Source organism: Gilliamella sp. LMG 34362 (genome assembly GCF_984569125.1).
On record NZ_OZ474902.1, the window covers coordinates 1334748 to 1357026 of the forward strand.

The 22279-nt window shown below is 32.9% G+C and carries 20 protein-coding genes and 1 pseudogene; 16 read left to right on the top strand and 5 right to left on the bottom strand.

The genetic code is table 11. From position 1 onward, the window contains the following. Nucleotides 1-9: 9 nt before the first annotated feature. Nucleotides 10-1014 carry a Holliday junction branch migration DNA helicase RuvB gene (gene ruvB / locus AC5LWZ_RS06125; protein ID WP_065578930.1) on the top strand — a complete coding sequence of 335 codons (1005 nt, stop codon included), beginning with the start codon at nt 10-12 and terminating at the stop codon, nt 1012-1014. Nucleotides 1015-1108: 94 nt separating this feature from the next. Here the strand turns inward: ruvB and cysK are convergent, their stop codons facing one another. After that, nucleotides 1109-2074, bottom strand: a complete 966-nt coding sequence (gene cysK, locus AC5LWZ_RS06130; RefSeq protein WP_086364358.1) for a cysteine synthase A — start codon at nt 2072-2074, stop codon at nt 1109-1111. 332 nt (nt 2075-2406) lie between these two features. Here cysK and AC5LWZ_RS06135 point away from each other — a divergent pair, with 332 nt between their 5' ends. The 7 genes and pseudogenes from AC5LWZ_RS06135 to AC5LWZ_RS06165 all read left to right on the top strand — a co-directional run bounded on the left by AC5LWZ_RS06135 (nt 2407) and on the right by AC5LWZ_RS06165 (nt 7573). Next, nucleotides 2407-3051, top strand: coding sequence for an SMI1/KNR4 family protein (locus tag AC5LWZ_RS06135; RefSeq protein ID WP_493463260.1), 645 nt, complete (start codon nt 2407-2409; stop codon nt 3049-3051). 134 nt (nt 3052-3185) lie between these two features. Next, nucleotides 3186-3608: a hypothetical protein gene (locus tag AC5LWZ_RS06140; RefSeq protein ID WP_493463261.1), complete on the top strand. Its 423-nt coding sequence runs from the start codon at nt 3186-3188 to the stop codon at nt 3606-3608. A gap of 554 nt (nt 3609-4162) precedes the next feature. Next, entirely contained in the window at nt 4163-4483 is a 321-nt protein-coding gene (locus AC5LWZ_RS06145) for a DUF7716 domain-containing protein (RefSeq protein ID WP_294892051.1), read from the top strand. Nucleotides 4484-4682: 199 nt separating this feature from the next. Then, the gene (locus tag AC5LWZ_RS06150; RefSeq protein ID WP_493463262.1) at nt 4683-5519 is read left to right on the top strand and encodes an immunity 22 family protein; all 837 of its coding nucleotides are present in this window, start codon (nt 4683-4685) and stop codon (nt 5517-5519) included. A gap of 275 nt (nt 5520-5794) precedes the next feature. Next, nucleotides 5795-6177 (top strand): annotated as a pseudogene (locus AC5LWZ_RS06155) (DUF2750 domain-containing protein). Beyond that, nucleotides 6170-6706, top strand: coding sequence for a hypothetical protein (locus AC5LWZ_RS06160; RefSeq protein ID WP_493463263.1), 537 nt, complete (start codon nt 6170-6172; stop codon nt 6704-6706). Before AC5LWZ_RS06155 ends, AC5LWZ_RS06160 begins: the two are co-directional and overlap by 8 nt. 507 nt (nt 6707-7213) lie before the next feature. Further along, on the top strand, nt 7214-7573 hold the full coding sequence (locus tag AC5LWZ_RS06165; RefSeq protein WP_493463264.1) for a hypothetical protein: 360 nt from the start codon (nt 7214-7216) through the stop codon (nt 7571-7573). 495 nt (nt 7574-8068) lie between these two features. Here the strand turns inward: AC5LWZ_RS06165 and priC are convergent, their stop codons facing one another. Next, nucleotides 8069-8575: a primosomal replication protein PriC gene (gene priC, locus AC5LWZ_RS06170; protein WP_198221504.1), complete on the bottom strand. Its 507-nt coding sequence runs from the start codon at nt 8573-8575 to the stop codon at nt 8069-8071. 10 nt (nt 8576-8585) lie between these two features. Further along, complete coding sequence (gene yfbV, locus AC5LWZ_RS06175; RefSeq protein WP_294884452.1) at nt 8586-9041, bottom strand: terminus macrodomain insulation protein YfbV; 456 nt, start codon at nt 9039-9041, stop codon at nt 8586-8588. 193 nt (nt 9042-9234) lie between these two features. Here yfbV and AC5LWZ_RS06180 point away from each other — a divergent pair, with 193 nt between their 5' ends. The 3 genes from AC5LWZ_RS06180 (at nt 9235) to guaA (ending at nt 14784) form a co-directional block, all read left to right on the top strand. Next, entirely contained in the window at nt 9235-10440 is a 1206-nt protein-coding gene (locus tag AC5LWZ_RS06180; protein WP_110447983.1) for an acetate kinase, read from the top strand. A gap of 69 nt (nt 10441-10509) precedes the next feature. Further along, nucleotides 10510-12660, top strand: a complete 2151-nt coding sequence (gene pta, locus AC5LWZ_RS06185; protein ID WP_493463265.1) for a phosphate acetyltransferase — start codon at nt 10510-10512, stop codon at nt 12658-12660. A 540-nt stretch (nt 12661-13200) separates the two neighbouring features. Continuing rightward, nucleotides 13201-14784, top strand: a complete 1584-nt coding sequence (guaA, locus tag AC5LWZ_RS06190; protein WP_493463266.1) for a glutamine-hydrolyzing GMP synthase — start codon at nt 13201-13203, stop codon at nt 14782-14784. Nucleotides 14785-14911: 127 nt separating this feature from the next. Here guaA and AC5LWZ_RS06195 read toward each other — a convergent pair whose 3' ends face one another. After that, on the bottom strand, nt 14912-15283 hold the full coding sequence (locus AC5LWZ_RS06195) for an EthD domain-containing protein (protein ID WP_198247143.1): 372 nt from the start codon (nt 15281-15283) through the stop codon (nt 14912-14914). Between the two features lie 39 nt (nt 15284-15322). On the opposite strand from AC5LWZ_RS06195, the gene AC5LWZ_RS06200 reads away from it, so the two are divergent. From AC5LWZ_RS06200 to kdgK, 4 genes are all read left to right on the top strand, one after another. Further along, nucleotides 15323-15712, top strand: a complete 390-nt coding sequence (locus tag AC5LWZ_RS06200; protein ID WP_493463267.1) for a MerR family transcriptional regulator — start codon at nt 15323-15325, stop codon at nt 15710-15712. A 348-nt stretch (nt 15713-16060) separates the two neighbouring features. Then, nucleotides 16061-16585: a low molecular weight protein arginine phosphatase gene (locus AC5LWZ_RS06205; protein WP_493463268.1), complete on the top strand. Its 525-nt coding sequence runs from the start codon at nt 16061-16063 to the stop codon at nt 16583-16585. A 237-nt stretch (nt 16586-16822) separates the two neighbouring features. Then, entirely contained in the window at nt 16823-17293 is a 471-nt protein-coding gene (locus AC5LWZ_RS06210) for a NanQ anomerase/TabA/YiaL family protein (RefSeq protein WP_306242360.1), read from the top strand. Between the two features lie 26 nt (nt 17294-17319). Then, complete coding sequence (kdgK, locus tag AC5LWZ_RS06215; protein ID WP_493463269.1) at nt 17320-18258, top strand: 2-dehydro-3-deoxygluconokinase; 939 nt, start codon at nt 17320-17322, stop codon at nt 18256-18258. 105 nt (nt 18259-18363) lie between these two features. Here the strand turns inward: kdgK and AC5LWZ_RS06220 are convergent, their stop codons facing one another. After that, entirely contained in the window at nt 18364-19101 is a 738-nt protein-coding gene (locus AC5LWZ_RS06220; protein ID WP_493463270.1) for a cyclase family protein, read from the bottom strand. 322 nt (nt 19102-19423) lie between these two features. Between AC5LWZ_RS06220 and uvrA the strand changes: the two genes are divergently transcribed. Continuing rightward, nucleotides 19424-22264 carry an excinuclease ABC subunit UvrA gene (uvrA, locus tag AC5LWZ_RS06225; protein WP_198222010.1) on the top strand — a complete coding sequence of 947 codons (2841 nt, stop codon included), beginning with the start codon at nt 19424-19426 and terminating at the stop codon, nt 22262-22264. Nucleotides 22265-22279: the final 15 nt, after the last annotated feature.

A 22279-nucleotide genomic window follows, 5' to 3' on the forward strand; every position in this document is an offset into this window, starting at 1 on the left:
GTATTGATAATGATTGAAGCGGATCGTTTAATTGCTCCACAGGCACAAAAAGAAGAAGAGTCTTTAGATCGAGCCATTCGTCCTAAGTATTTGGATGAGTATATTGGCCAACCTCAAGTTCGTGAGCAGATGAAAATTTTTATTCAAGCTGCTAAACAGCGTAGTGACGCACTTGATCATGTTTTAATATTTGGCCCTCCAGGTCTAGGTAAAACGACATTGGCAAATATTGTTGCTAATGAAATGAATGTTAATTTACGTACCACATCAGGCCCAGTGTTGGAAAAAGCGGGTGATTTAGCTGCTATGCTAACCAATTTAGAACCTAATGATGTGTTATTTATTGATGAAATTCATCGATTATCGCCAGTTGTTGAAGAAATCTTATATCCAGCAATGGAAGATTATCAACTTGATATTATGATTGGTGAAGGGCCTGCAGCACGTTCAATTAAAATTGATCTGCCACCTTTTACCCTTATTGGCGCAACGACTCGAGCTGGCTCATTAACATCGCCATTACGTGATCGCTTTGGTATTGTGCAGCGACTTGAGTTTTATCGTGTAGAAGATTTGGAATATATTGTTAGCCGTAGTGCAAAATTTTTAGGTATGGATCTTTCTAAAGAAGGTGCTTACTTAATTGCCAAACGTTCGCGAGGTACGCCACGGATTGCTAACCGTTTATTACGGCGGGTTAGGGATTATGCTGATGTCAAATCTAAAGGCGTTATTGATGAACGAATTGCCACTCAGGCATTAGATATGTTAGATGTAGATAATGAAGGCTTTGATTATATGGATCGTAAGTTACTTCTGGCTATTATCGAAAAATTTATGGGTGGGCCGGTAGGATTAGATAATATTGCAGCTGCAATAGGTGAAGAACGTGAAACCATTGAAGATGTGTTAGAACCATTTTTGATTCAACAAGGTTATATCCAAAGAACACCGAGAGGACGAATTGCCACGCCTCATGCTTATCGACATTTTGGTATTATTCAAGACGTTTAAATTTGATTGAATAAGATAATAGCTTAACTCTTTATTATTTAATAGAACACCGCTTAACAGCGGTGTTTTGTTTCTATTGAATAATCTAACTGAATTAACCGAGTTCTTTCTCGGTGAAAATCCCACTAAATAGATCTGTACTAAGATAACGTTCGCCTGATGATGGTAGTATCACCACAATAGTTTTATCGGCATTTTCAGGTAAACGAGCTAAGCGGTCAGCGGCAAATACGGCGGCACCTGAAGAAATTCCTGCTAAAATACCTTCTTTTTCCATTAATAGCCGCGCAGTATCGATAGCATCTTCATTGCTTACTTTTTCGACCAAATCAATCAAACTTAAATCTAAATTATCAGGAATGAATCCTGCACCAATACCTTGTATTTTATGTGGTCCTGGTTTGATTGGCTCACCAGCAAGTGCTTGGCTAATAACAGGTGAAGTACTTGGCTCAACTGCTACTGCAGTGATGTTTTTACCTTGAGTTTTTTTAATGTATTTAGTTACACCAGTAAAAGTCCCACCGGTACCGACCCCAGCAACAAAAATATCGACTTGTCCGTCAGTATCAAGCCAGATTTCTGGCCCAGTAGTTTTTTCATGAATTTCTGGATTAGCGGCATTACTGAATTGTTGAAGCATAATATTGTGTTTAGGATTACTAGCAACAATCTCTTCCGCTTTTTCGATTGCGCCTTTCATTCCTTTAGCTGCGTCGGTTAGCACGAGATTAGCACCTAAAGCTTTTAAAAGTTTACGGCGTTCAATGCTCATGCTTTCAGGCATGGTTAAGGTTAATTTATATCCACGAGCAGCTGCAACCGCGGCAAGTGCGATACCAGTATTACCACTGGTTGGCTCGATAAGTTCAACATCAGGGTTTAATAAACCACGTTTCTCAGCATCCCAAATCATATTTGATGCAATGCGACACTTGATACTGAAACTAGGATTACGAGATTCTACCTTGGCTAATATATTTCCTTGTCCGAAATGTTTTAAGCGAACTAAAGGTGTATGGCCAATGGTCTGTGAATTATCATCAAATATTTTACTCATGTTTGAATCCTTTTTTATTGCCTAATGATAAATAGTATCACTTTGTTAATATTAATATCATTATAAATATAACTATAAAAGATAAAACTAATTAATAATTATAACAATATTCGTTTTTGATATAAGAAAAGGTTTAATTATCATTGATAACTAAAAATGTGATCATAAAATAGTAAATAATTTAAGTTAAGTTAATTAGATATCATCATAGTATAAAAATTCATAATTATCTGATAGATTGGTAACTTTTAATGAAGCAAAACTATTAAACAAGAACTATTAAGTTGCTAGTAAATTAGTTCTTAATTATGAATGGTATTAAAGGAAATCGAATGTTTGCTTCAAAATATGCAGTGCCAAGAAGTATTGATAAGCTTATCTCTAAATTAAAAATTATAACAGACTCTCATAACTCCTATATTAAATTTTTAAAGAAGTATAATGTCATTGCTTTTGATGAGGATATGTTTGATTATTCTATTGACTGTCAAGGTGAATCACTTTCGCTTGATGTAATGTTTGGATTCTCAAAAAAACTAAATCGAGAAGATGTAATAGCCAATAACAGGATGTATTTAAATAGAATCCCTAATCGGTCCATTGCTATAGCATCTTTAAATTATGGAGATTTGCTTTGTTTGTATCCAAATGGCAAAGTCAATCATTGGGATCATGAAGTTAATGATCTCTATTTTGATATGACAGTCAGAAATGGTTATTTAGAGCAGAATCTAGATTTAAAACTTGTCGCTAATTCCTTTGATGAATTTTTAACAAAAATTATTAAAACCGAAATCGAAGGTTTTGATCCTAATGTTCCTTATTCTGATGATTATATAGATTTTTTGATGAACGATTCTAAATACTTTTTTATGTCTTCGAAAAAAATAATTCAGGTGTGTTTAAAAAAATTAGAACTTTCTGAAAAAGGACGTGAATTGACAGCGAAATTTAAAAGAGAAGGGCTTGTAAGGTAAAAAGGGATAATTTTATTAAAAAGGATCATCTAAATGATAGATTTTAATGCAGATATCATAAGCTACAAATCTTTGGGTAATATTGAGATTGACTGTAATGTATAAAGCTATAATTCTAAGATAGGTTACTCATAATGAATGAAGAATGGAAACCCATATTTCAAATAGAGTTAATGGATATTATTAACAGTCTACACATCAAAAAATTGCATGTCGGATCATCTGATTCTCTTATTTATGAAACGATGGGAAAACCAGAATTACCTGTAGCAAGACTGAACAGAAAATCGAAAATTTTTAGTCATCTATATGGCAATGTCAATATTTTATCTGTAAATAACACTGTAATAAGTATAGATATTGACATGCATGGTTTTAGAAAAAAGATGGTAATTCTTGGTAGAATAAATAGCTGGAAACTTAATAATTGGCTAGAGCTAGCTAAAATAAAAAATTGGAATGTAAATAAAATTTGTGATGTAGTTCGACTGGAAGGAAAAGGAATAGTTATTTGTTTATCACCGGATGGAAAAGTAGGAATGATTTCTCTTTCTTGAATACAAAATTTCTTTAATATTGTTACTGTCTGCAAGCAGGATCAGACATCCCTCAGAAATCTTTACCATAACAATTATCCAAGTATCAATTCCCACCTCAGCGAGCTGGAGTATTGTAAATAATATGTGGCCATGCCTCATTTACTGTTTTTGTGACGGGAGCTGGCATAACCAACCCGAACGGCATGCCGAGGAGTTGACTGATGAGGCTGATGAAATTCTCAGGGAATGCTCTTCCCAATTATGGTATAAACCAATACAGGAAACCTCACATATCTTAATCCAATAAGATTTAAAGGGTTAAGGCCAATAATTAGATAAAAATCTAACTCCACTACAATAATTTCAGTTATTATGATCCAGATATAGAGCGCTTTATTCTGCTGGCCCAGATTTGGTTAGCTGGCGAATTTAATTTGTATCAGTATGTGCCCCAATGGACGAAAATTTAGGTGGGCCATGGAATTTTAATTGGTAAATATGTAACTGGTCGATCTGATAGCTGTATCAAGTTTCAGGTCAGTAATTATTGAAAATATTTAACGAGGTGGTTTATGGATCTTATTTCCATTGGCGATGTTTTATCTTCTCCAGAAAATAATACAGAGTTTTTTTGTTTACCTCCAAATAAAAACAACTGGACATTGTCTACAAAAGGAGTTTTTACTTTAGATGCTAGGGATTTTCCTCCTGATTCTGACGAATATTTACCAGAACAAGTTAAAAATGATGGTTGGATTGAAGTTTTAGATGGAGGGACGATCGAGGAAATTGTAGCAAACGCAAAACAACAATTAGGTGTTCCGTCATTAGATGAATTATTTGAAGCATTTATTTTTTATTATGAAAACGATGCTTTTTTAGAATTCCAATAATATATTACTGAAAGTACGCGATCTTTCGATATATCTCATTAATAGCATATTATTCCACAGAAAACCATCTGTAGTTGAATGGTAAATTAATATTTTTCAATATGATATATCGAAACTATGCGAAGTTAATCAATTTAAAAGTATTTAGGATTCGACTAAAATAGTTATAAACCTAAATGCTAATTAAGAAAGGATTATTATGAGTAAAATTGATGTAGATAAAGTGACTATTCTGTTATGGATAGGTAATAATTTTTCTTCAAGTGAAAAATATCAACAATATTTTGAAGAGCCTGAGGAACTACCAATGGATTTTGTTACACCATCATGCTTATTCTGTGCTGATATAGGGGAACTTGTGTATATGTCAGAGCAGCTTATTATGCCTGACAGGTTTTCTGCACCTCAAGATATCAATTCGATTATTGATATAATAGAAGTAAATGAAAGTGAAAAGAAAAAAATTTATGAACAATGTATCAAATTAGGTATCACAACGGCTAATTCTGTATTTTGGTATATAAATAATGATCCAATGTTAAATCTAGAGGTCAAGAAACCCTATAAAGAAAATTATAACGGACTTAAGTATATAGGTGAATTTAGTGCTGAGACTAAATACCAATCTCAATTTAATAAAGATCTATCATCGGATCAATATTTATGGATAGGGTCAAATTTTATGCCAGTTGAAAAATATGAGGAATATTTTGAACTGGATTATACTACTGAGGAATTAGATAGCCCTGAGTATAAGATTTGTGGTTTTTGTAAAGATATAGGCACTAATTGGTATGATGAAGATTTTATCGGATATCCTGAACCATTGAAAAAAGAGATTGATGTTGGAGAACTGATTGATAAATTAATTTCACCAGGAATAGATTGTAGACAGAAAATTATAGATCAATGTTATAAAATGGGCATAACCAAAGCAAATGCTTTAGTTTGGTATAAAGCAAGTGAAGCGGTACTTAAAAAACCTTATAAAGAAAATTATAATGGTCTTAAGTATATAGGAATATTTAAATTTTGAGATAAATATAAAGATAGTAATAAACTTTGTAATAATCTGCCATATAAGCCTGAATTTCATTATTCAGGCTTTTTTTGACACAAGTAAAACTTTTTGCTTTGATTTCATTTATCAGCGCCGGTCAAATTAAATGTTCATATCTAAAGAATTATATAAGATGGGTAAAATGTTAATAGTATGTCCATACTCATTGCGAGACAAACAGTACTAAAAACAAGAATGCATCTTGATCCAACAAAATCAGAGGTGGCTGAATTTCTATTAGGGCAGAGAATATGAATAATCTAAAATTATTAAATGTACAATCACTCGATTCGCATAAAAGACTTGAATACTTAATTAGAAAAGTAGTAGATTTTGAATTAATTTGGGGCAGTTATGGAGATAATGGCTGGTTATTATTATCTGATGAAAATGGTAGAAGAATAGTCCCTTTTTGGCCAGAAAAAGAATTTGTTAATGAATACAATGTAACTCATAAATATGACTATTTTGCTAAAAAAATCGATTTATATTATTTTTAGATAAATGGATAAATGGGTTAGCAAAAGATAAAATTGATATCGTCGTTTTTCCGGTAAAGAAAAAAGAGAGTATTATCATTTCTCCTTTGCAATTAAAAACGCCAATAGAAAACGAATTAGAACAATATGAGTAATTTATGTATAAAATCTATTAGTGTGATTAAAACTATAGATGTTGATGTTGATTTCAATGGCATTGTTATTTTTGATTATCCGGGAATATTGGGTCCTTTTAATGGAAAAATAAATGATGGAGAAAATATTCTTCAACAATTTACAACAACCGATAAAGGAGATTCTGTTTTAGATCAGGGTATTGCGTTACCTATTATGGGTATTGATGATGGTGGGTATACAATTAGGTTGTTTTTAAATGAAATTCCTATTAATGACAATCGAAATGTAGTATTCAGCGATAAATATTTTTTTCTTAATGTAACAGGTAGTTTATATATTACCGATATGGCAGTTTTTTGGCAATGGGAAGAATATACTGGTTGGCATAATTCTAATATTCCTAAAGGGATATATAGGGTTTGTTTAGAAGGCGTACATTTAAAACAAAACGATGATATTTCCTATTGCTATGATCTAATTTTAGAAAAGGTAGACAAACTCGGCAAGCGCAATATTGAACCACGCTCCTATTCAAACCTATATTAAATAAAAAGTTAAGTAAAATTTATATTTTATTAAAACGTGATTTTAATCAGGTAAATTTAATATGGTCACTAACCTTATTTGACCGCATTGTAAGCAAACGTAATTAAACTATCATCTATGAGTTTTGCAACAAATTGAAGTGTATAATAATCGAAGCTATCAAATAATTCTATTTACAGAACAATAATTTTCCATGTCAAATACCGACAAATAGGCAATGGTATATTATTGATAATAAGCGAATTGTAGATTTATATCTTGTTGATTTAGCTCATAAAGATATATTATTACTAATTCATAGTTATTTAAATTATATAAATGCTATTGCAAACTCATAGTCGATACTGAATATTCAAATGAATATAATAAACGATTTGGAATGTGAAATAATATATGATGCAGTTAGTTATAAATATTATGTATTATAAATTTAGATAATTTAAATGTCGGAAAATAAAATTAAATTTTTGATAATTTTTATCATTTTATGTCGGTAAGAAAAACAATATGGATAAACGGATAAAGCTTGAGAAATATATTTTGAATGAATTTCAAGCGAAAGATAGTCAGACATTTTTATATCAACTGCATGAAAATTTTTATTTTGATAAAGAAAAATTTTCAATATTGTTAAATATTTGTCATAGTTTGGCAAAAGCGTATGGTGAATTTGGTAAAACTGATAACTATAATGATGTGATTAAAGGTCTATTCGTTATTTTCGAACATACACTTTTTTTATTATTTACTCATTTTGTTGAACATGATTTCTTTACAATTAGTAATTACGGTAAAGATTTCAAAGCCAGAGATGTATCAGCATATTATTCGCAAATTAGGGAAATAACTCAAAAAATTATTTTATAATTGGATCATACTTAGCTACTCACCTTAGTCATTCTAATGACTATTTAATTAGTTCCATCTAGATTCTAATTCAATTAAATCCTCGTATTGATAATCAATTATGTTTATTCCTTACTCTGTATGTTTGATTGGAGGATGAAACTATTGCTGATAGTGTTAGGTACTCACTTTTCTTTAAATTATCAATTAATAGCGGTTATTTTATCTGTTAGGGAATTATTTGTTTAATAAATAGATTTTTATTTTTATTAAAATAGAAAAATAATAGCTATCATGTTTAAATTTTTACCAAAATGATGTATTCATAATTTTAATTTAAAAAGTTTTAGTTTGTATATATTGTTATATTTGTTATAAACGAGCATTATTTAGCTTTAGATAGGCTAAAGTGTATCATTTAACAATCATGGTTTAGATAAATAATCAATATGCCACCAACATGCAGTAAAGGTCACTGTTAATATCTCAAATTTGCATTGATAAAATAATTCGACTTTAATCGAAGACCTCATTTTCCATATCTAACTCAATCTTTTTTATCGCTTGTTCACAACGATATATCCGATTATCTAATGCTGCTATTTTTGTATAATCAATAGCCTCAGGCGATAGTTCTAATTCATATTTCATCTCTTGCAATCGTCGCAGATAATCTAAATGTCTGGAATGTTTTTCTGCAACGGTTTCTTGAATTACATAACTTGTTGGTTGCTTGCGTAAATGTACAGTAGCAAGCTCACGACTTAGTGCAGTAATTTGGTCAATAAGTTTTTCTGATAAAAATTCAATTTGACTTAGTTTTTCGGTTAAAGCTGCATCACAGAGAGAATGATAAGTAAGCTTTATCTTATCGATATAAAATTGAAAATCGACCTCAATCTTACTGCTATTAAACAGATGTTCATCAAAATAGTGTTCTTGATAAGTGGGTTGATCAGATAGGTTGATCTGTTGCTCAAGTTGATTTATCTGATCTTTTAATTTTTCCAAAAAATTCTGCATAGATATATTTTCATGGTTGGTTAGATGTATCATCATCTTGTCCAAAATAGTTACCTAGATGAATCTTAGATAGATTCATCAATTTCATTAGTGCTTCAAACGTTAATTTTTCATTAGGATTTCGGTTTGGACTGATTATTTTTTTTTCAATTAGTTGTGATTTAATTCGGTTATAACCATCAACCAAATATAATGGTAGTGGCGATTGAGATCGATAGCCTAACCATAATATTCCTTGAATAGGTAAGCTTAAAGCAAATAGAATAGTAACAATAGTTACTGCTAATTGTGCTGGCAGATAATATTGCCAAACAATTAAGCCAATAATGATTGGTGGTAATATTTTTTTTGCGGTTTTTATGTGGTTAATAATTTTTAATTCCGGAAATGAATATGAAAGCGCCTTATCTTTGGGGCAAAGCTCCATATATGTTTGACCTGCCTTAAATTTTTTAACTAAATTCATCTGATTTGGATTCCTCGACATTCACATTTTAATGTCTTAAAATAGTGTCATTCAAATTGGGGGCTCTCTTTATTTTATCTTAAAAACCAAGATATCAGAAGTCGCCTTGTATATCACATTGATTATTTAATCATGTGTAGAGTTACCAATTTTGATTGGTATATATCTTTTTATTCAATTTATAGGAATTACTATGTCATCAAGTAATAACGCTCTTGTTCTGAATTGTGGAAGTTCATCTTTAAAATTTGCAATCATAAACCCTGAAAATGGTGATGAATTTTTATCTGGCTTAGCTGAATGTTTTCACCTTCCTGATGCTCGTATTAAATGGAAATTAGATGGTGAAAAGAAAGAAGCTTCTTTAGGTGCTGGTGCAGCGCATAGCGAAGCAATCCGTTTTATTGTTAACAGTATTTTTCCACAAAAACCAGAATTATTGGATAGTATTAAATCAATTGGACACCGTATTGTTCATGGCGGTGAGAAATATACCCAATCAGTTGTAATTGATGATTCAGTATTAAAAGGAATTGAAGAAGCAGCGGCTTTCGCACCTTTACATAATCCTGCACATTTAATTGGTATCCGTGAAGCTTATGCCGCTTTTCCTCATTTAAAAGATAAAAACGTCGCTGTATTTGATACCGCATTCCATACTACAATGCCTAAAGAAGCATATTTGTATGCAATCCCAAATGAATTATATACTAAACATGGTATTCGTCGTTATGGTGCTCATGGTACAAGCCATTATTATGTTAGCCGTGAAGCAGCTAAATTATTAAATAAACCAGTTGAAGAAACTAATGTGATCACTTGTCACTTAGGTAATGGTGCCTCTATTACTGCGGTTAAAAATGGTAAATGTGTTGAAACTTCAATGGGGTTAACGCCACTTGAAGGTCTAGTTATGGGTACACGTAGTGGTGATATTGATCCTGCTATTATGTTCTTCTTACATGACAACTTAAAAATGTCTGTTGCTGATATTAACAACTTATTAAATAAAAAATCTGGTTTACTAGGTTTAACGGGTGTTAGCAGTGATTGTCGTTATGTAACCGATAATTACGATAAAGATGAAAATGCAAAAAATGCCTTAGATGTTTTTGTTCATCGTTTAGTAAAATACATTGGTGGTTATGCAATGTTATTAGACGGTCGTTTAGATGCAATCGTATTTACTGGTGGTATCGGTGAAAATTCTGAAGAAGTTCGTCGTATGGCTTTACAAAAATTAAGCTTACTTGGTATTGAACTTGATCAAGAACGCAACTTAGCGGCTCGTTTTGGTAAAGGCGGTACAATTACTAAAGATGGTTCAGTAATCGCGATGGTAATTCCAACCAATGAAGAACTCGTCATTGCCCAAGATGCTGCACGTTTAACAGCTTAAAAGTTTTTAAAACCGCCTATAAGGCGGTTTGTTTTTTGGATTTAATAAAGAATTAAGAGGAAACAAATTATGTCTCGTACCATTATGCTGATTCCAACAGGTACCAATGTTGGTTTAACAGGTGTAAGTCTAGGTGTTATTCGAGCGATGGAGCGTCAAGGTATTAATTTAAATGTATTTAAACCTGTTGCGCAACCAAGAGCAGGTGGCGATGCCCCTGATAATACAACTACTTTAGTTAGCACAAACACATCCATTCCTACTTTAAAACCGTTAAAAATGAGTCATGTTGAGAACCTATTAGGTTTAAATCAACAAGATGTATTAATGGAAGAAATTGTCGCTCTGTATGCTGAAAATACCAAAGGTGCTGATGTTGTTTTAGTTGAAGGTATTGTACCAACAACTGATTATCCATTTGCTAATGAATTAAATAATAACATTGCTAAAACACTTGGCGCTGAAATTATTTTTGTTGTAAATATGGGTAAAGATAATCCTGAACAGTTAAAAGATCGTATTGAGATTGCCCGTTCTAATTTTGGTGGCATTAAAAATGATAAGATTATTGGTGTCATTGTTAATAAAGTCAATGCTCCAGTTGAAGAGCAAAACCTTGCTCGTCCAGATGTAGCCGAAATTTATCATACGCCAAAATTTGATAATAAAAAAATTACTATTAAGGATTTAAGCGAACATAGTCCGTTACCAGTTCTTGGCTGTATTCCTTGGAATATTGATTTGAGTGCTTGTCGAGCAATCGATATTGCTAAACATTTTGACGCAAAAATTATTAATGAAGGTGCAATTAAAAATCGTCGAATTAAACATATCTCTTTCTGTTCTCGAAGTGTTCAAAATATCATCAATCACCTCCAACCTAATGCGCTTTTAGTGACTTCAGCCGACCGCGCTGATGTATTGGTTACTATTAGTTTAGCCGCGATGAATGGTGTTGCCATTGGTGGGGTATTACTAACTGGTGGTTACGATATTGATGAAAAAGTGTATAAGTTATGTCAACCAGCATTTGATACTGGTTTACCAGTATTTACGGTTAAAACCAATACATTCCAAACTTCAATTAATTTACAACAATTTAATTTAGAAATTCCAGTTGATGACAAAGAGCGTATGGATAATACTCAAAACTTTGTTGCTGACCATATTGATGCAAATTGGATTAAATCATTAAATGAAGTTGTAAGTTCTACTCGACGTTTATCTCCACCAGCATTCCGCTATCAATTAACTGAACTTGCTCGTAATGCGAAAAAAGTGGTGGTATTACCAGAAGGTGACGAACCAAGAACCATCAAAGCTGCTGCAATTTGTGCCGAACGTAACATTGCAAAATGTGTGCTGATTGGTAATCCAGATGAAGTTCGTAAAGTGGCTGCATCGCAAGGTGTTACATTAGGCGCTGGTGTTGAAATTGTTGATCCAGATAGTATTCGTGAAAAATATGTACCACGTTTAGTCGAATTGCGTAAAAACAAAGGTATGACTGAAGTCATTGCTCGTGAGCAATTAGCGGATAATGTAGTACTTGGTACAATGATGCTTGAAGCAAATGAAGTTGATGGTTTAGTTTCAGGTGCGGTACACACTACGGCTAATACAATTCGCCCACCATTACAATTAATCAAAACTGCACCAGGAAGCTCACTTGTATCATCAGTGTTCTTTATGTTAATGCCTGATCAAGTTTATATTTATGGTGACTGTGCAATCAATCCAGATCCAAATGCGCAAGAGCTTGCGGAAATTGCTATCCAATCTGCTGATACTGCAATTGCCTTTGGTATTGAACCACGCGTTGCAATGATCTCTTACTCAACCGGTAGTTCTGGTCAAGGTGCCGATGTTGAGAAAGTAAAAGAAGCAACACGTATAGCACAAGAAAAACGCCCTGATCTAATGATCGATGGTCCATTACAATATGATGCTGCCGTTATGCCTGACGTGGCAAAATCTAAAGCACCAAATTCACAAGTAGCGGGTAAAGCAACCGTATTTATCTTCCCTGATTTAAATACTGGTAACACCACTTACAAAGCGGTACAACGTTCAGCGGATCTTGTCTCAATTGGTCCTATGTTACAAGGTATGCGTAAACCTGTGAACGACTTATCACGTGGTGCATTAGTCGATGATATTGTTTATACAATCGCATTAACAGCTATTCAATCAGCACAAGAACAAAATGCTGCTAAATAGTTAGTATTTATATTGCAATTTATGAGAGGTTATTTATAGCCTCTCATTTATATCTCTCCCATCACTTATCTCATTTTTAAATACAGTTTTTTGATTGCAATTTTACACATGACATAGTACTTTTCGGACTGGTTTTTAGCTCTTTAGGGTTTATATTTATGTGATATAAATTATATAAATGTGAATTTACTATCTGTTTAAACTATTATCTATAGATAAATTCGAGTTATTTTTGCATTAATAATAACGAATTTTAAAGTAACAACATTGAGTTTTGCGATATAGTTCGATTTTTAATGACCTTTATTGAAGTTAAGACGCTATGAATTTTCTTAATACGCTAAATAATTTATACCTCACTTTGCAAACGGCTATTTTCTCATCTTGATCAATATATTTATGTACAAAATAAGATTATAAATCTTTATGTCATAGTATGAATATACAAAAAAAATGTTTATACGCTATTTAAGCTTAATAATTAGATGATACAATAGCCACCAATTTTTATATTAGCCCATATTTTAGGAATTAAGATTGATGAATAAAGACATCCACCAGCAGCGTATATTAATTTTGGATTTTGGCTCACAAGTAACTCAATTAATTGCTCGACGAGTTCGTGAAATCGGTGTTTATTGTGAACTTTGGCCATGGGATGTTTCGGAAGAAAAAATTAAACAATTTAATCCTAAAGGTATCATTTTATCGGGTGGTCCCGAAAGTACTACCGAGCAAAATAGCCCTCGTGCACCTGAATATGTATTTAATGCAGGAGTGCCGGTATTAGGTATTTGCTATGGTATGCAAACAATGGCGATCCAGTTAGGTAAGGGCGGAGGCGTTACTGCATCTAATCAACGTGAATTTGGTTATGCTAAAGTAGATATTGTTGCAAAATCAAAATTAACAGACGGAATTTTAGATAGCATTAATGATCAAGGTATTAATCAGCTTGATGTTTGGATGAGCCATGGTGATAAAGTAACCTCATTACCAGACACATTTAATTTAATCGGTCAAACAGAAACCTGTCCATTTGCAATCATGGCAAATGATGAAAAACAATTTTATGGTGTACAGTTTCATCCTGAAGTTACTCATACCGTTAAAGGATTTGAATTATTACAACGCTTTGTTATCGATATTTGTCATTGTGAAAAATTGTGGACACCTTCTTCAATTATTACTGATGCAGTGGCACGTATTAAAGAGAAAGTTGGCCAAGATAAAGTATTATTAGGTCTATCTGGTGGTGTTGATTCTTCGGTTACTGCACTATTATTACATCAAGCAATTGGCGATCAATTAACCTGTGTTTTTGTTGATCATGGTTTATTACGTTTAAATGAAGCACAACAAGTAATGGACATGTTTGGTGATAAATTTGGTTTAAATATTATCGCGGTTAATGCTGAAGATCGCTTTATGGCGGCATTAAAAGGTGAAGCAGATCCTGAAGCAAAACGTAAAATCATTGGTCGTGAATTTGTTGCAGTTTTTGATGAAGAAGCAGCAAAACTTAAAGATGTAAAATGGCTTGCTCAAGGGACTATTTATCCCGATGTTATTGAATCAGCCGCCGCTGACACAGGTAAAGCGCATGTTATCAAATCTCACCATAATGTTGGTGGTTTACCAGAAGATATGAAAATGGGCTTAGTTGAACCATTACGTGAATTATTCAAAGATGAAGTGCGTAAAGTTGGTTTAGAACTCGGTTTACCATACGATATGCTGTATCGTCATCCATTCCCTGGACCAGGTTTAGGTGTACGCGTATTAGGTGAAGTGAAAAAAGAGTACTGTGATTTATTAAGACAAGCGGATGCTATCTTTATCGAAGAACTTTACAAAGCTGAACTATACCACAAAGTTAGTCAAGCATTTACCGTATTCCTACCGGTACGTTCAGTTGGTGTTATGGGCGATGGTCGTCGCTATGATTGGGTTGTCTCGCTACGAGCCGTAGAAACCATCGACTTTATGACCGCCCATTGGGCGCATCTTCCTTACGACTTTTTAGGAAGAGTATCAAACCGTATCATTAACGAAGTTAATGGCATATCACGAGTAGTCTATGATATCAGCGGCAAACCGCCAGCGACTATTGAGTGGGAGTAGCACTTTCTCAGTTGTTATCTTCAATTAATATCTAAAAGCCATTCCATATCGAATGGCTTTTTTATTGTAAGATTTTAAAAAATTATTAAACTAAACGTACAGCTAACAATAATAATTGATTTTATATTTAGATGATTATTCGCTCTGTTGCATACCAGATTAGCGATTGTGAGTGATCGACAAATTGATTTTCATCATCTAATAATAATTGGATGGCTCTTTTGGCTTCAGGTGAAGTTCTGATACTTAACATTTTTTCTTTACTTTGCCAGTAAATTTCAGCCATTCCATCAAAATCAAAAATAGGTGCACCTCTGCTATTGCGCATAGCATTTCCCGGTTTTTTATCCTGTAATGGAACACTTTGGACGTAATGAAGAATTCCTAGCGCTTCTTTTTGTGAATTAACCAAATTTGCATGATGGTTATGCCAATAGTTATCAAATTCTTGATAACTTAATGTCTTTTTGCGTTTAACTAACGTAATTAATTTGATCATTTAATATCTCCTTTAATAAATAAAACCATATGGTAAAGTATGACAGAGCTGTTAGAGTCAATAGGAAGTGATATGAAAATTGGTGAATTATCAAAATTAAGTCAGATCAGTGTTAGAATGCTTAGATATTATGAAGAAGAAGGACTTCTTTCACCAAAACGCACAGTTTCAGGTTATCGTCAGTTTGAAATAGAGGACATTGACCGAGTTAAACTCATTCATAAATTAAGTAGTGCCGGATTAACATTAAAAGTTATACGTAAGATCCTTCCTTGTTGGCAACATCAAAATAAAAAGTTTTCGCCTTGTAAAGAGTTCAAAATGAGGTTGAATGAAACTTTGTTAAAACTAGATGAACAAATCCAACTTTTACAGCAAAGTCGTAGTCATTTAATAACTTTGTTAAAGGAAAATAATGAAAATAAGTAAAATTAAGATTGTTTAAATAGGCTTTCAATCGTCAAATGCTAAAATTAAAATGGGATATTACCTAAAATTAAAAGATATTGGAGAAGCTAATCCTCCGCAGAGTAGGGTTATTGTTTATCATTTTAATTACAACGTTATTGATAAAAATTATGAATAGTTTTCTTTTAATAATCCTATTATATCGCTAGACAGTGGTTATTCTTGTTTATTTTTGCAGATTAAATATGATCTAAATAATGAAATAAATAGGATGTTATAGACCTAAACATTGAAATAAAGCTAAATTAGAATTTTATGTTATTTTTGTTATTATAAAATCGAATTTTTAGTTAATTATTAAGGTAAAACATGTTTAATTTAAAAAAATATTTAGTTGGTTTATTGGCATTGTTTAGTGTTTCTTGCTATGCATTCGATCATGTTGTTACTTTTGTTTGTACAGGTAACACAGGCCGTAGCCCTATGGCCGAAGCATTGGCTAAGGATTATGTTGACAAACATAATCTCAATATTGAGGTTCGATCACGGGGTGTTAATGTTGATCCAAGTGAATTAACACCAGAAGAAGGTACAGTTAAGGTATTAAAAGATAGAAATATTGATATATCTTCACATAAAGCAACGCAATTAGTGAAAGAGGATATCGATAAATCAGAATATTTACTGACAATGACGCAAAAACATAAAGATAAAATTTTGGATAAATTCCCAGAATCGAAAGATAAAGTATTTACATTATCTGAATTTGCCACAGGTAAAAATGAAGATCTTTCTGACCCATACAAATTACCATTATCTACTTATATCAAAGTAGAAAAACAATTAGATAAATTTTTACCATTGGCATTGGATAAAATTGCCAAAGAGAAATAATTTGATCTAAATATATTCTTATAAATTTTCTTTTTTAAAACCGCATAATTGCGGTTTTTTAATATTTACGTGATTTCGATAATAGATTGTTTTTCCTAATTTTTAATAAATGAACTATAAAAAATTATTGCTTGAGTATATACTCTTGCCTAAAGATTTTATTCTTCCATATAGTTGTATGTAGAAGAGTATAGTGAATAGTTATTGCATCAATTTATAAGTGAAGGAGCATTGAGTATGATTTTAGGTAATGTTAATCATTTGGATTTAGTTCCATACTTGCCGGCCAAAATTAAACAATCGATTGAATACGTAAAGGACAATGTTAATAGCAATACACCAGCTGGTCGTTATGATATCGATGGTGACAATATGTTTTTTATGGTGTCAGATAATTCATTAAGATATATTCATGACGCTAATCCTGAATATCATAAAAAGTATATTGATGTACAAATTGTTTTAGAAGGGCAGGAAGGTATGGCTATTTGTACTTTGCCTCCACACACTCAAGTTTTAGATGATAAAATAGCAGAAAATGATATTGCTTTTATCAAAACGCCTAACGAAGAAACTATGTTAGTATTACAGCCTGACGATTTTATTGTTTTTTTACCCAATGAAGTTCATAAACCACTTTGTGCTGTTGATAATAAGATTGCTACGGTTCGTAAAGTTGTGGTAAAAATTGCATTGAATTATTTATAGATAGAATAAGGATTTTAGGTAACACTATGACTACAAATATCGCTGTTATTGGCGAATGTATGATTGAGCTTTCAATAAAACAAGATTCAACAACCCGTAATTTTGGTGGTGACACTCTTAATACATCGGTTTATTTATCGCGTTTGTTGACCAATAAAGATTTTTCGATTCACTATGTGACAGGCTTAGGAACCGATCCTTTTAGTCAAGAAATGCTTGATAGTTGGCAAAAAGAGCATATCTCAACTGATCTAGTTCAAAGAATGGCTGATAAAATGCCAGGGCTTTACTCCATTGTTACTGACGAGCATGGTGAACGTTCTTTTTATTATTGGCGTAATGATGCAGCAGCTAAATTTTGGTTAAAAACAGCCGAAACAACCAAAATTACCGAACAAATTGCTAAATGTGATTATGTATATTTAAGTGGTATTAGTATCGCAATTTTAGATGCAGAAAGTATCGTTAAATTATTAGCGTTATTAAAACAAGTTAAGGCGAATGGTGGTAAGGTTATTTTTGATAATAACTTCCGTCCTCGTTTGTGGAGTAGCTTTGATTTAGCTCGTAGCGTTTATTCAGATATTTTGTCATACACTGATATTGCCTTTTTAACTTTAGATGATGAAGATTTATTATGGGGTAAATTACCTTATGAAAAAGTTATTGAGCGTACTAAAAACTTTGGTGTTTCGGAAATAGTGATAAAACGTGGTAGTGATAGTTGCATCATTGATTCTTTAGAAGGTCGTTTTGAAGTTCCAGCTAATAAAATTGCTAAAGAAGATGTTATCGATACTACAGCTGCTGGTGATTCATTTAGTGCTGGTTATTTAGCTGCTCGTTTAAGTGGTAAAACTCCTTCACAATCAGCCAGCCAAGGTCATCTAGTGGCAGGAACTGTGATTCAGTATCGTGGTGCTATAATACCTTTGGACGCTACACCAAAATTAATTGAGAATTAATAAATAAAACGGTCTTAATGACCGTTTTTTATTGCAAATCAATATTTACCGAAATATTAGCCCTTAATATCTAACCAAAATAGATAGTAGGGCATGATGAATAAATTAAGGTAATATAGCAAAAGAACGAACCGGAAAACCTGATGCATTATTAGGTTTGGCTACAATATTAAAGATAACTGCTCCTTTAGCTGGCAATTGATCTAAATTGGTCATTAATTCAACTTGATAAGTATCTTGCTCTAAAACATAGTATTCGCCTTTTAAAGCATTATTTTCCCTAAATGCTTTGGCTGAATCAGTATCAAAAGTTTCATGACCAATAGCTTTAATTTTTCGTTCTTCAAATAAAAATTTCAGTGCATCAAGTCCCCATCCCGGAATTTGGTTATTGCCATCGGCATCTTTATTTTCCATTGCCGTTTGTGATGGCCATTTTTTACTCCAATCAGTTCGTAATGCAACAAAGCTACCCGATTCAATTTGTCCATGCTGCTGTTCAAAGCTTAATACGTCTGCTACTGAAAAAGAGAAATTAGGATCTTGTTGTGCTCGTTGCGATTGATCGATAACAATTAACGGTAATACCAGTTCTTGTAATTGTAATTCATGCAAATAGCGAGTGTTAGGCACAAAATGAATAGGCGCATCTAAGTGAGTGCCATATTGTCCAGCAAAACTAAAGTTTTGTGCTAAAAAACCATCATTATGATCAAATAGCGTTTTGATTTCGGCTGGATTAAACATAAAAAAATGTGGTGAATTGTGATCAAATGCATGGGTCAAATCAATCCATTTTTTTGATTTTAATAAATTTAAAGCTTGTAATACATCGTTATTCAAAACTATTCCTCACACTATAAAACACAATTACTTGTTTATTGTAAAATGGTTATATTTGTTAAACAAATAATTTTAAGTTATAGAAATATAATTTTTAGTTCTAATCTATTAAGAAAAATTTTGAGGAACGGGGTTTTTGAATGATTAAAAAGTGCTTTATTTTTATTATTTAATGAACAAATTTGGTTTATATTATTGAAATTTTACTAACCGACCCTATTGAGCTATATAGTTGTATATTTAATCATTCCATACTGGTATAATATACAGTTAATCTTTTGTCTATTTATCTAAACACACATATAAGAAGAGATCTATGTCAATTAAAGATATCGATATTCGTGGTGCAAGAACACACAACTTAAAAAATATCAATGTAGTTATTCCAAGAGATAAATTGGTTGTAATTACTGGTCTGTCTGGGTCTGGTAAATCATCACTAGCGTTTGATACCTTATATGCTGAAGGACAAAGACGATATGTTGAGTCGTTATCAGCTTATGCTCGTCAATTTTTATCACTAATGGAAAAACCTGATGTTGATCATATTGAAGGTTTGTCGCCAGCTATTTCGATTGAGCAAAAATCAACATCACATAATCCGCGATCAACGGTCGGTACAATCACCGAAATTTATGATTATTTACGTCTGTTATTTGCTCGAATTGGTGAGCCACGTTGTCCAAATCATAATTTACCATTAGCTGCGCAAACAGTTTCGCAAATGGTTGACAGTATTATGGCATTACCTGCAGAAAATCGTTATATGTTACTTGCGCCAGTGGTTACTGAGCGTAAGGGTGAGTTTGTGAAATTATTCGAACAACTTGCTGCTAGCGGTTATATTCGAGTTCGGGTTGATGGTGATGTTTATGATCTCTCCGATCCTCCGACACTTGAGCTACAGAAAAAACATACTATTGAAGTGGTTGTCGATCGTTTTCGTATTCGTGATGATTTGAAACTACGTTTAGCTGAGTCAATTGAAACAGTACTTTCAATTACCAATGGTATTGTTAAAGTCGCGAATTTGGATGATCCAAAAGCTGAAGAACATCTATTCTCAGCCAATTTTGCTTGCCCAATATGTGGCTATAGTATTTCGGAACTTGAACCAAGATTGTTTTCATTTAACAATCCAGCTGGTGCTTGCCCTGAATGTGATGGGTTGGGGGTACAACAATATTTTGATCCCAATCGAATTGTACAAATGCCAGAAGTTTCTTTAGCTGCAGGCGCGATTAAAGGTTGGGATAGACGTAATTTTTATTACTTTCAGATGTTAAAATCGTTAGCTGAACACTATAAATTTGATATCGATCAACCATATCAAAAATTATCTGCAAAAGTGAAAGATATTTTATTAAATGGTTCTGGTGGAGACGAAATACAGTTTGTTTACACTAATGATCGTGGTGACGTTGTGAAGCGTAAACATGCTTTTGAAGGTATTATCAATAATCTTTCTCGTCGCTATAAAGAAACCGATTCGCAAACAATTCGTGAAGAGTTAGCTAAATATATTAGCCATCGACCTTGCCCATGTTGTGAAGGTTCAAGGTTATGTAAAACAGCTCGACATGTATTTATTAACGATACTAATTTACCAACTATTAGTAATTTAAGTACCCAACAAGCGAAGGACTTTTTTGATAAGTTAACATTGACCGGACAACGGGCGCAAATAGCTGAAAAGATTTTAAAAGAAATAAATGATCGGCTGCAATTTTTGATTAATGTCGGTTTAAATTATTTAACTTTATCTCGTTCTGCTGAAACCTTATCGGGTGGTGAAGCGCAACGTATTCGACTGGCTAGCCAAATTGGTGCCGGATTAGTTGGTGTGATGTATGTTCTTGATGAACCGTCGATTGGTTTACATCAACGTGATAATAGTCGCTTGATTGACACATTGACTCACTTACGTGATTTAGGTAATACCGTTATTGTCGTTGAACATGATGAAGAAGCGATTATGGCTGCTGATTATGTTATTGATATTGGTCCTGGTGCAGGTGTTCATGGTGGTGAGGTTGTTGCACAAGGTACGCCAAAACAGATAATGGAATGTAAAAATTCATTAACGGGTAAATACCTTTCTGGTGAGGAAAAAATTGAAATTCCTGCTGAGCGAACCAAAATCGATAAGAAAAAAATGTTATCACTTATTGGTGCGACGGGAAATAATCTTAAAAATGTTACCTTGAATATCCCAGTTGGCTTATTTACGTGTATTACTGGTGTATCTGGTTCCGGTAAATCAACTTTGATTAATGACACTTTGTATCCTTTAGCCCAAAATGAACTTAATGGTGCAGAAAAAAGTGACATTGCACCTTATGAAGCAATCAAAGGATTAAATTATTTTGATAAAGTCATCGCAATTGATCAGAGTCCTATAGGTCGAACACCACGTTCAAACCCTGCTACATATACTGGATTTTTTACGTCAATTCGGGAACTTTATGCTGGTGTGCCAGAAGCTAGAGCACGAGGTTATAATCCAGGAAGGTTTAGTTTTAATGTCAAAGGTGGACGCTGTGAAGCTTGTCAAGGTGATGGTCTAATAAAAGTCGAAATGCATTTTTTACCGGATATTTATGTACCTTGTGATCAGTGCCATGGTGCAAGATATAATCGAGAAACATTAGAGATTAAATATAAAGGTAAATCGATTAATGAAATCCTAAATATGACGGTTGAAGAAGGGCGTGAGTTCTTTGATGCAGTACCTATGATTTCACGTAAATTACAGACTTTAATTGATGTTGGTCTTGCTTACATTACCATTGGTCAATCAGCAACTACTTTATCTGGTGGTGAAGCACAACGGGTAAAACTTGCAAAAGAATTATCTAAGCGAGATACTGGTAGCACACTTTACATACTTGATGAGCCAACTACAGGTTTACATTTTGCCGATGTAAAACAATTGCTCGCTCAATTACATTCTTTAAGAGATAAAGGCAATACTATAGTCGTGATTGAACATAATTTAGATGTTGTCAAAACTGCTGATTGGATTGTCGATCTAGGTCCTGAAGGAGGAAGTGGTGGTGGTGAGATCATTGCTGAAGGTACCCCTGAAGATGTTGCTAAATCGAAAAAATCCTATACAGGTCAATATTTAAAACCATTATTGCAACGACAAAAAGATAAATAATCTGGACTAAAACTA

Excerpts from the sequence above, each read along its gene's own strand:
- AC5LWZ_RS06180 (WP_110447983.1), top strand. The coding sequence starts at position 9,235 with ATGTCATCAAGTAATAACGCTCTTGTTCTGAATTGTGGAAGTTCATCT.
- AC5LWZ_RS06150 (WP_493463262.1), top strand. The coding sequence starts at position 4,683 with ATGAGTAAAATTGATGTAGATAAAGTGACTATTCTGTTATGGATAGGT.
- AC5LWZ_RS06160 (WP_493463263.1), top strand. The coding sequence starts at position 6,170 with ATGAGTAATTTATGTATAAAATCTATTAGTGTGATTAAAACTATAGAT.
- AC5LWZ_RS06195 (WP_198247143.1), bottom strand. The coding sequence starts at position 15,283 with ATGATCAAATTAATTACGTTAGTTAAACGCAAAAAGACATTAAGTTAT.
- cysK (WP_086364358.1), bottom strand. The coding sequence starts at position 2,074 with ATGAGTAAAATATTTGATGATAATTCACAGACCATTGGCCATACACCT.
- pta (WP_493463265.1), top strand. The coding sequence starts at position 10,510 with ATGTCTCGTACCATTATGCTGATTCCAACAGGTACCAATGTTGGTTTA.
- AC5LWZ_RS06140 (WP_493463261.1), top strand. The coding sequence starts at position 3,186 with ATGAATGAAGAATGGAAACCCATATTTCAAATAGAGTTAATGGATATT.
- priC (WP_198221504.1), bottom strand. The coding sequence starts at position 8,575 with ATGCAGAATTTTTTGGAAAAATTAAAAGATCAGATAAATCAACTTGAG.
- AC5LWZ_RS06210 (WP_306242360.1), top strand. The coding sequence starts at position 16,823 with ATGATTTTAGGTAATGTTAATCATTTGGATTTAGTTCCATACTTGCCG.
- kdgK (WP_493463269.1), top strand. The coding sequence starts at position 17,320 with ATGACTACAAATATCGCTGTTATTGGCGAATGTATGATTGAGCTTTCA.
- AC5LWZ_RS06165 (WP_493463264.1), top strand. The coding sequence starts at position 7,214 with ATGGATAAACGGATAAAGCTTGAGAAATATATTTTGAATGAATTTCAA.
- AC5LWZ_RS06200 (WP_493463267.1), top strand. The coding sequence starts at position 15,323 with ATGACAGAGCTGTTAGAGTCAATAGGAAGTGATATGAAAATTGGTGAA.
- AC5LWZ_RS06135 (WP_493463260.1), top strand. The coding sequence starts at position 2,407 with ATGTTTGCTTCAAAATATGCAGTGCCAAGAAGTATTGATAAGCTTATC.
- yfbV (WP_294884452.1), bottom strand. The coding sequence starts at position 9,041 with ATGAATTTAGTTAAAAAATTTAAGGCAGGTCAAACATATATGGAGCTT.
- guaA (WP_493463266.1), top strand. The coding sequence starts at position 13,201 with ATGAATAAAGACATCCACCAGCAGCGTATATTAATTTTGGATTTTGGC.
- AC5LWZ_RS06205 (WP_493463268.1), top strand. The coding sequence starts at position 16,061 with ATGTTTAATTTAAAAAAATATTTAGTTGGTTTATTGGCATTGTTTAGT.
- AC5LWZ_RS06145 (WP_294892051.1), top strand. The coding sequence starts at position 4,163 with ATGGATCTTATTTCCATTGGCGATGTTTTATCTTCTCCAGAAAATAAT.
- ruvB (WP_065578930.1), top strand. The coding sequence starts at position 10 with ATGATTGAAGCGGATCGTTTAATTGCTCCACAGGCACAAAAAGAAGAA.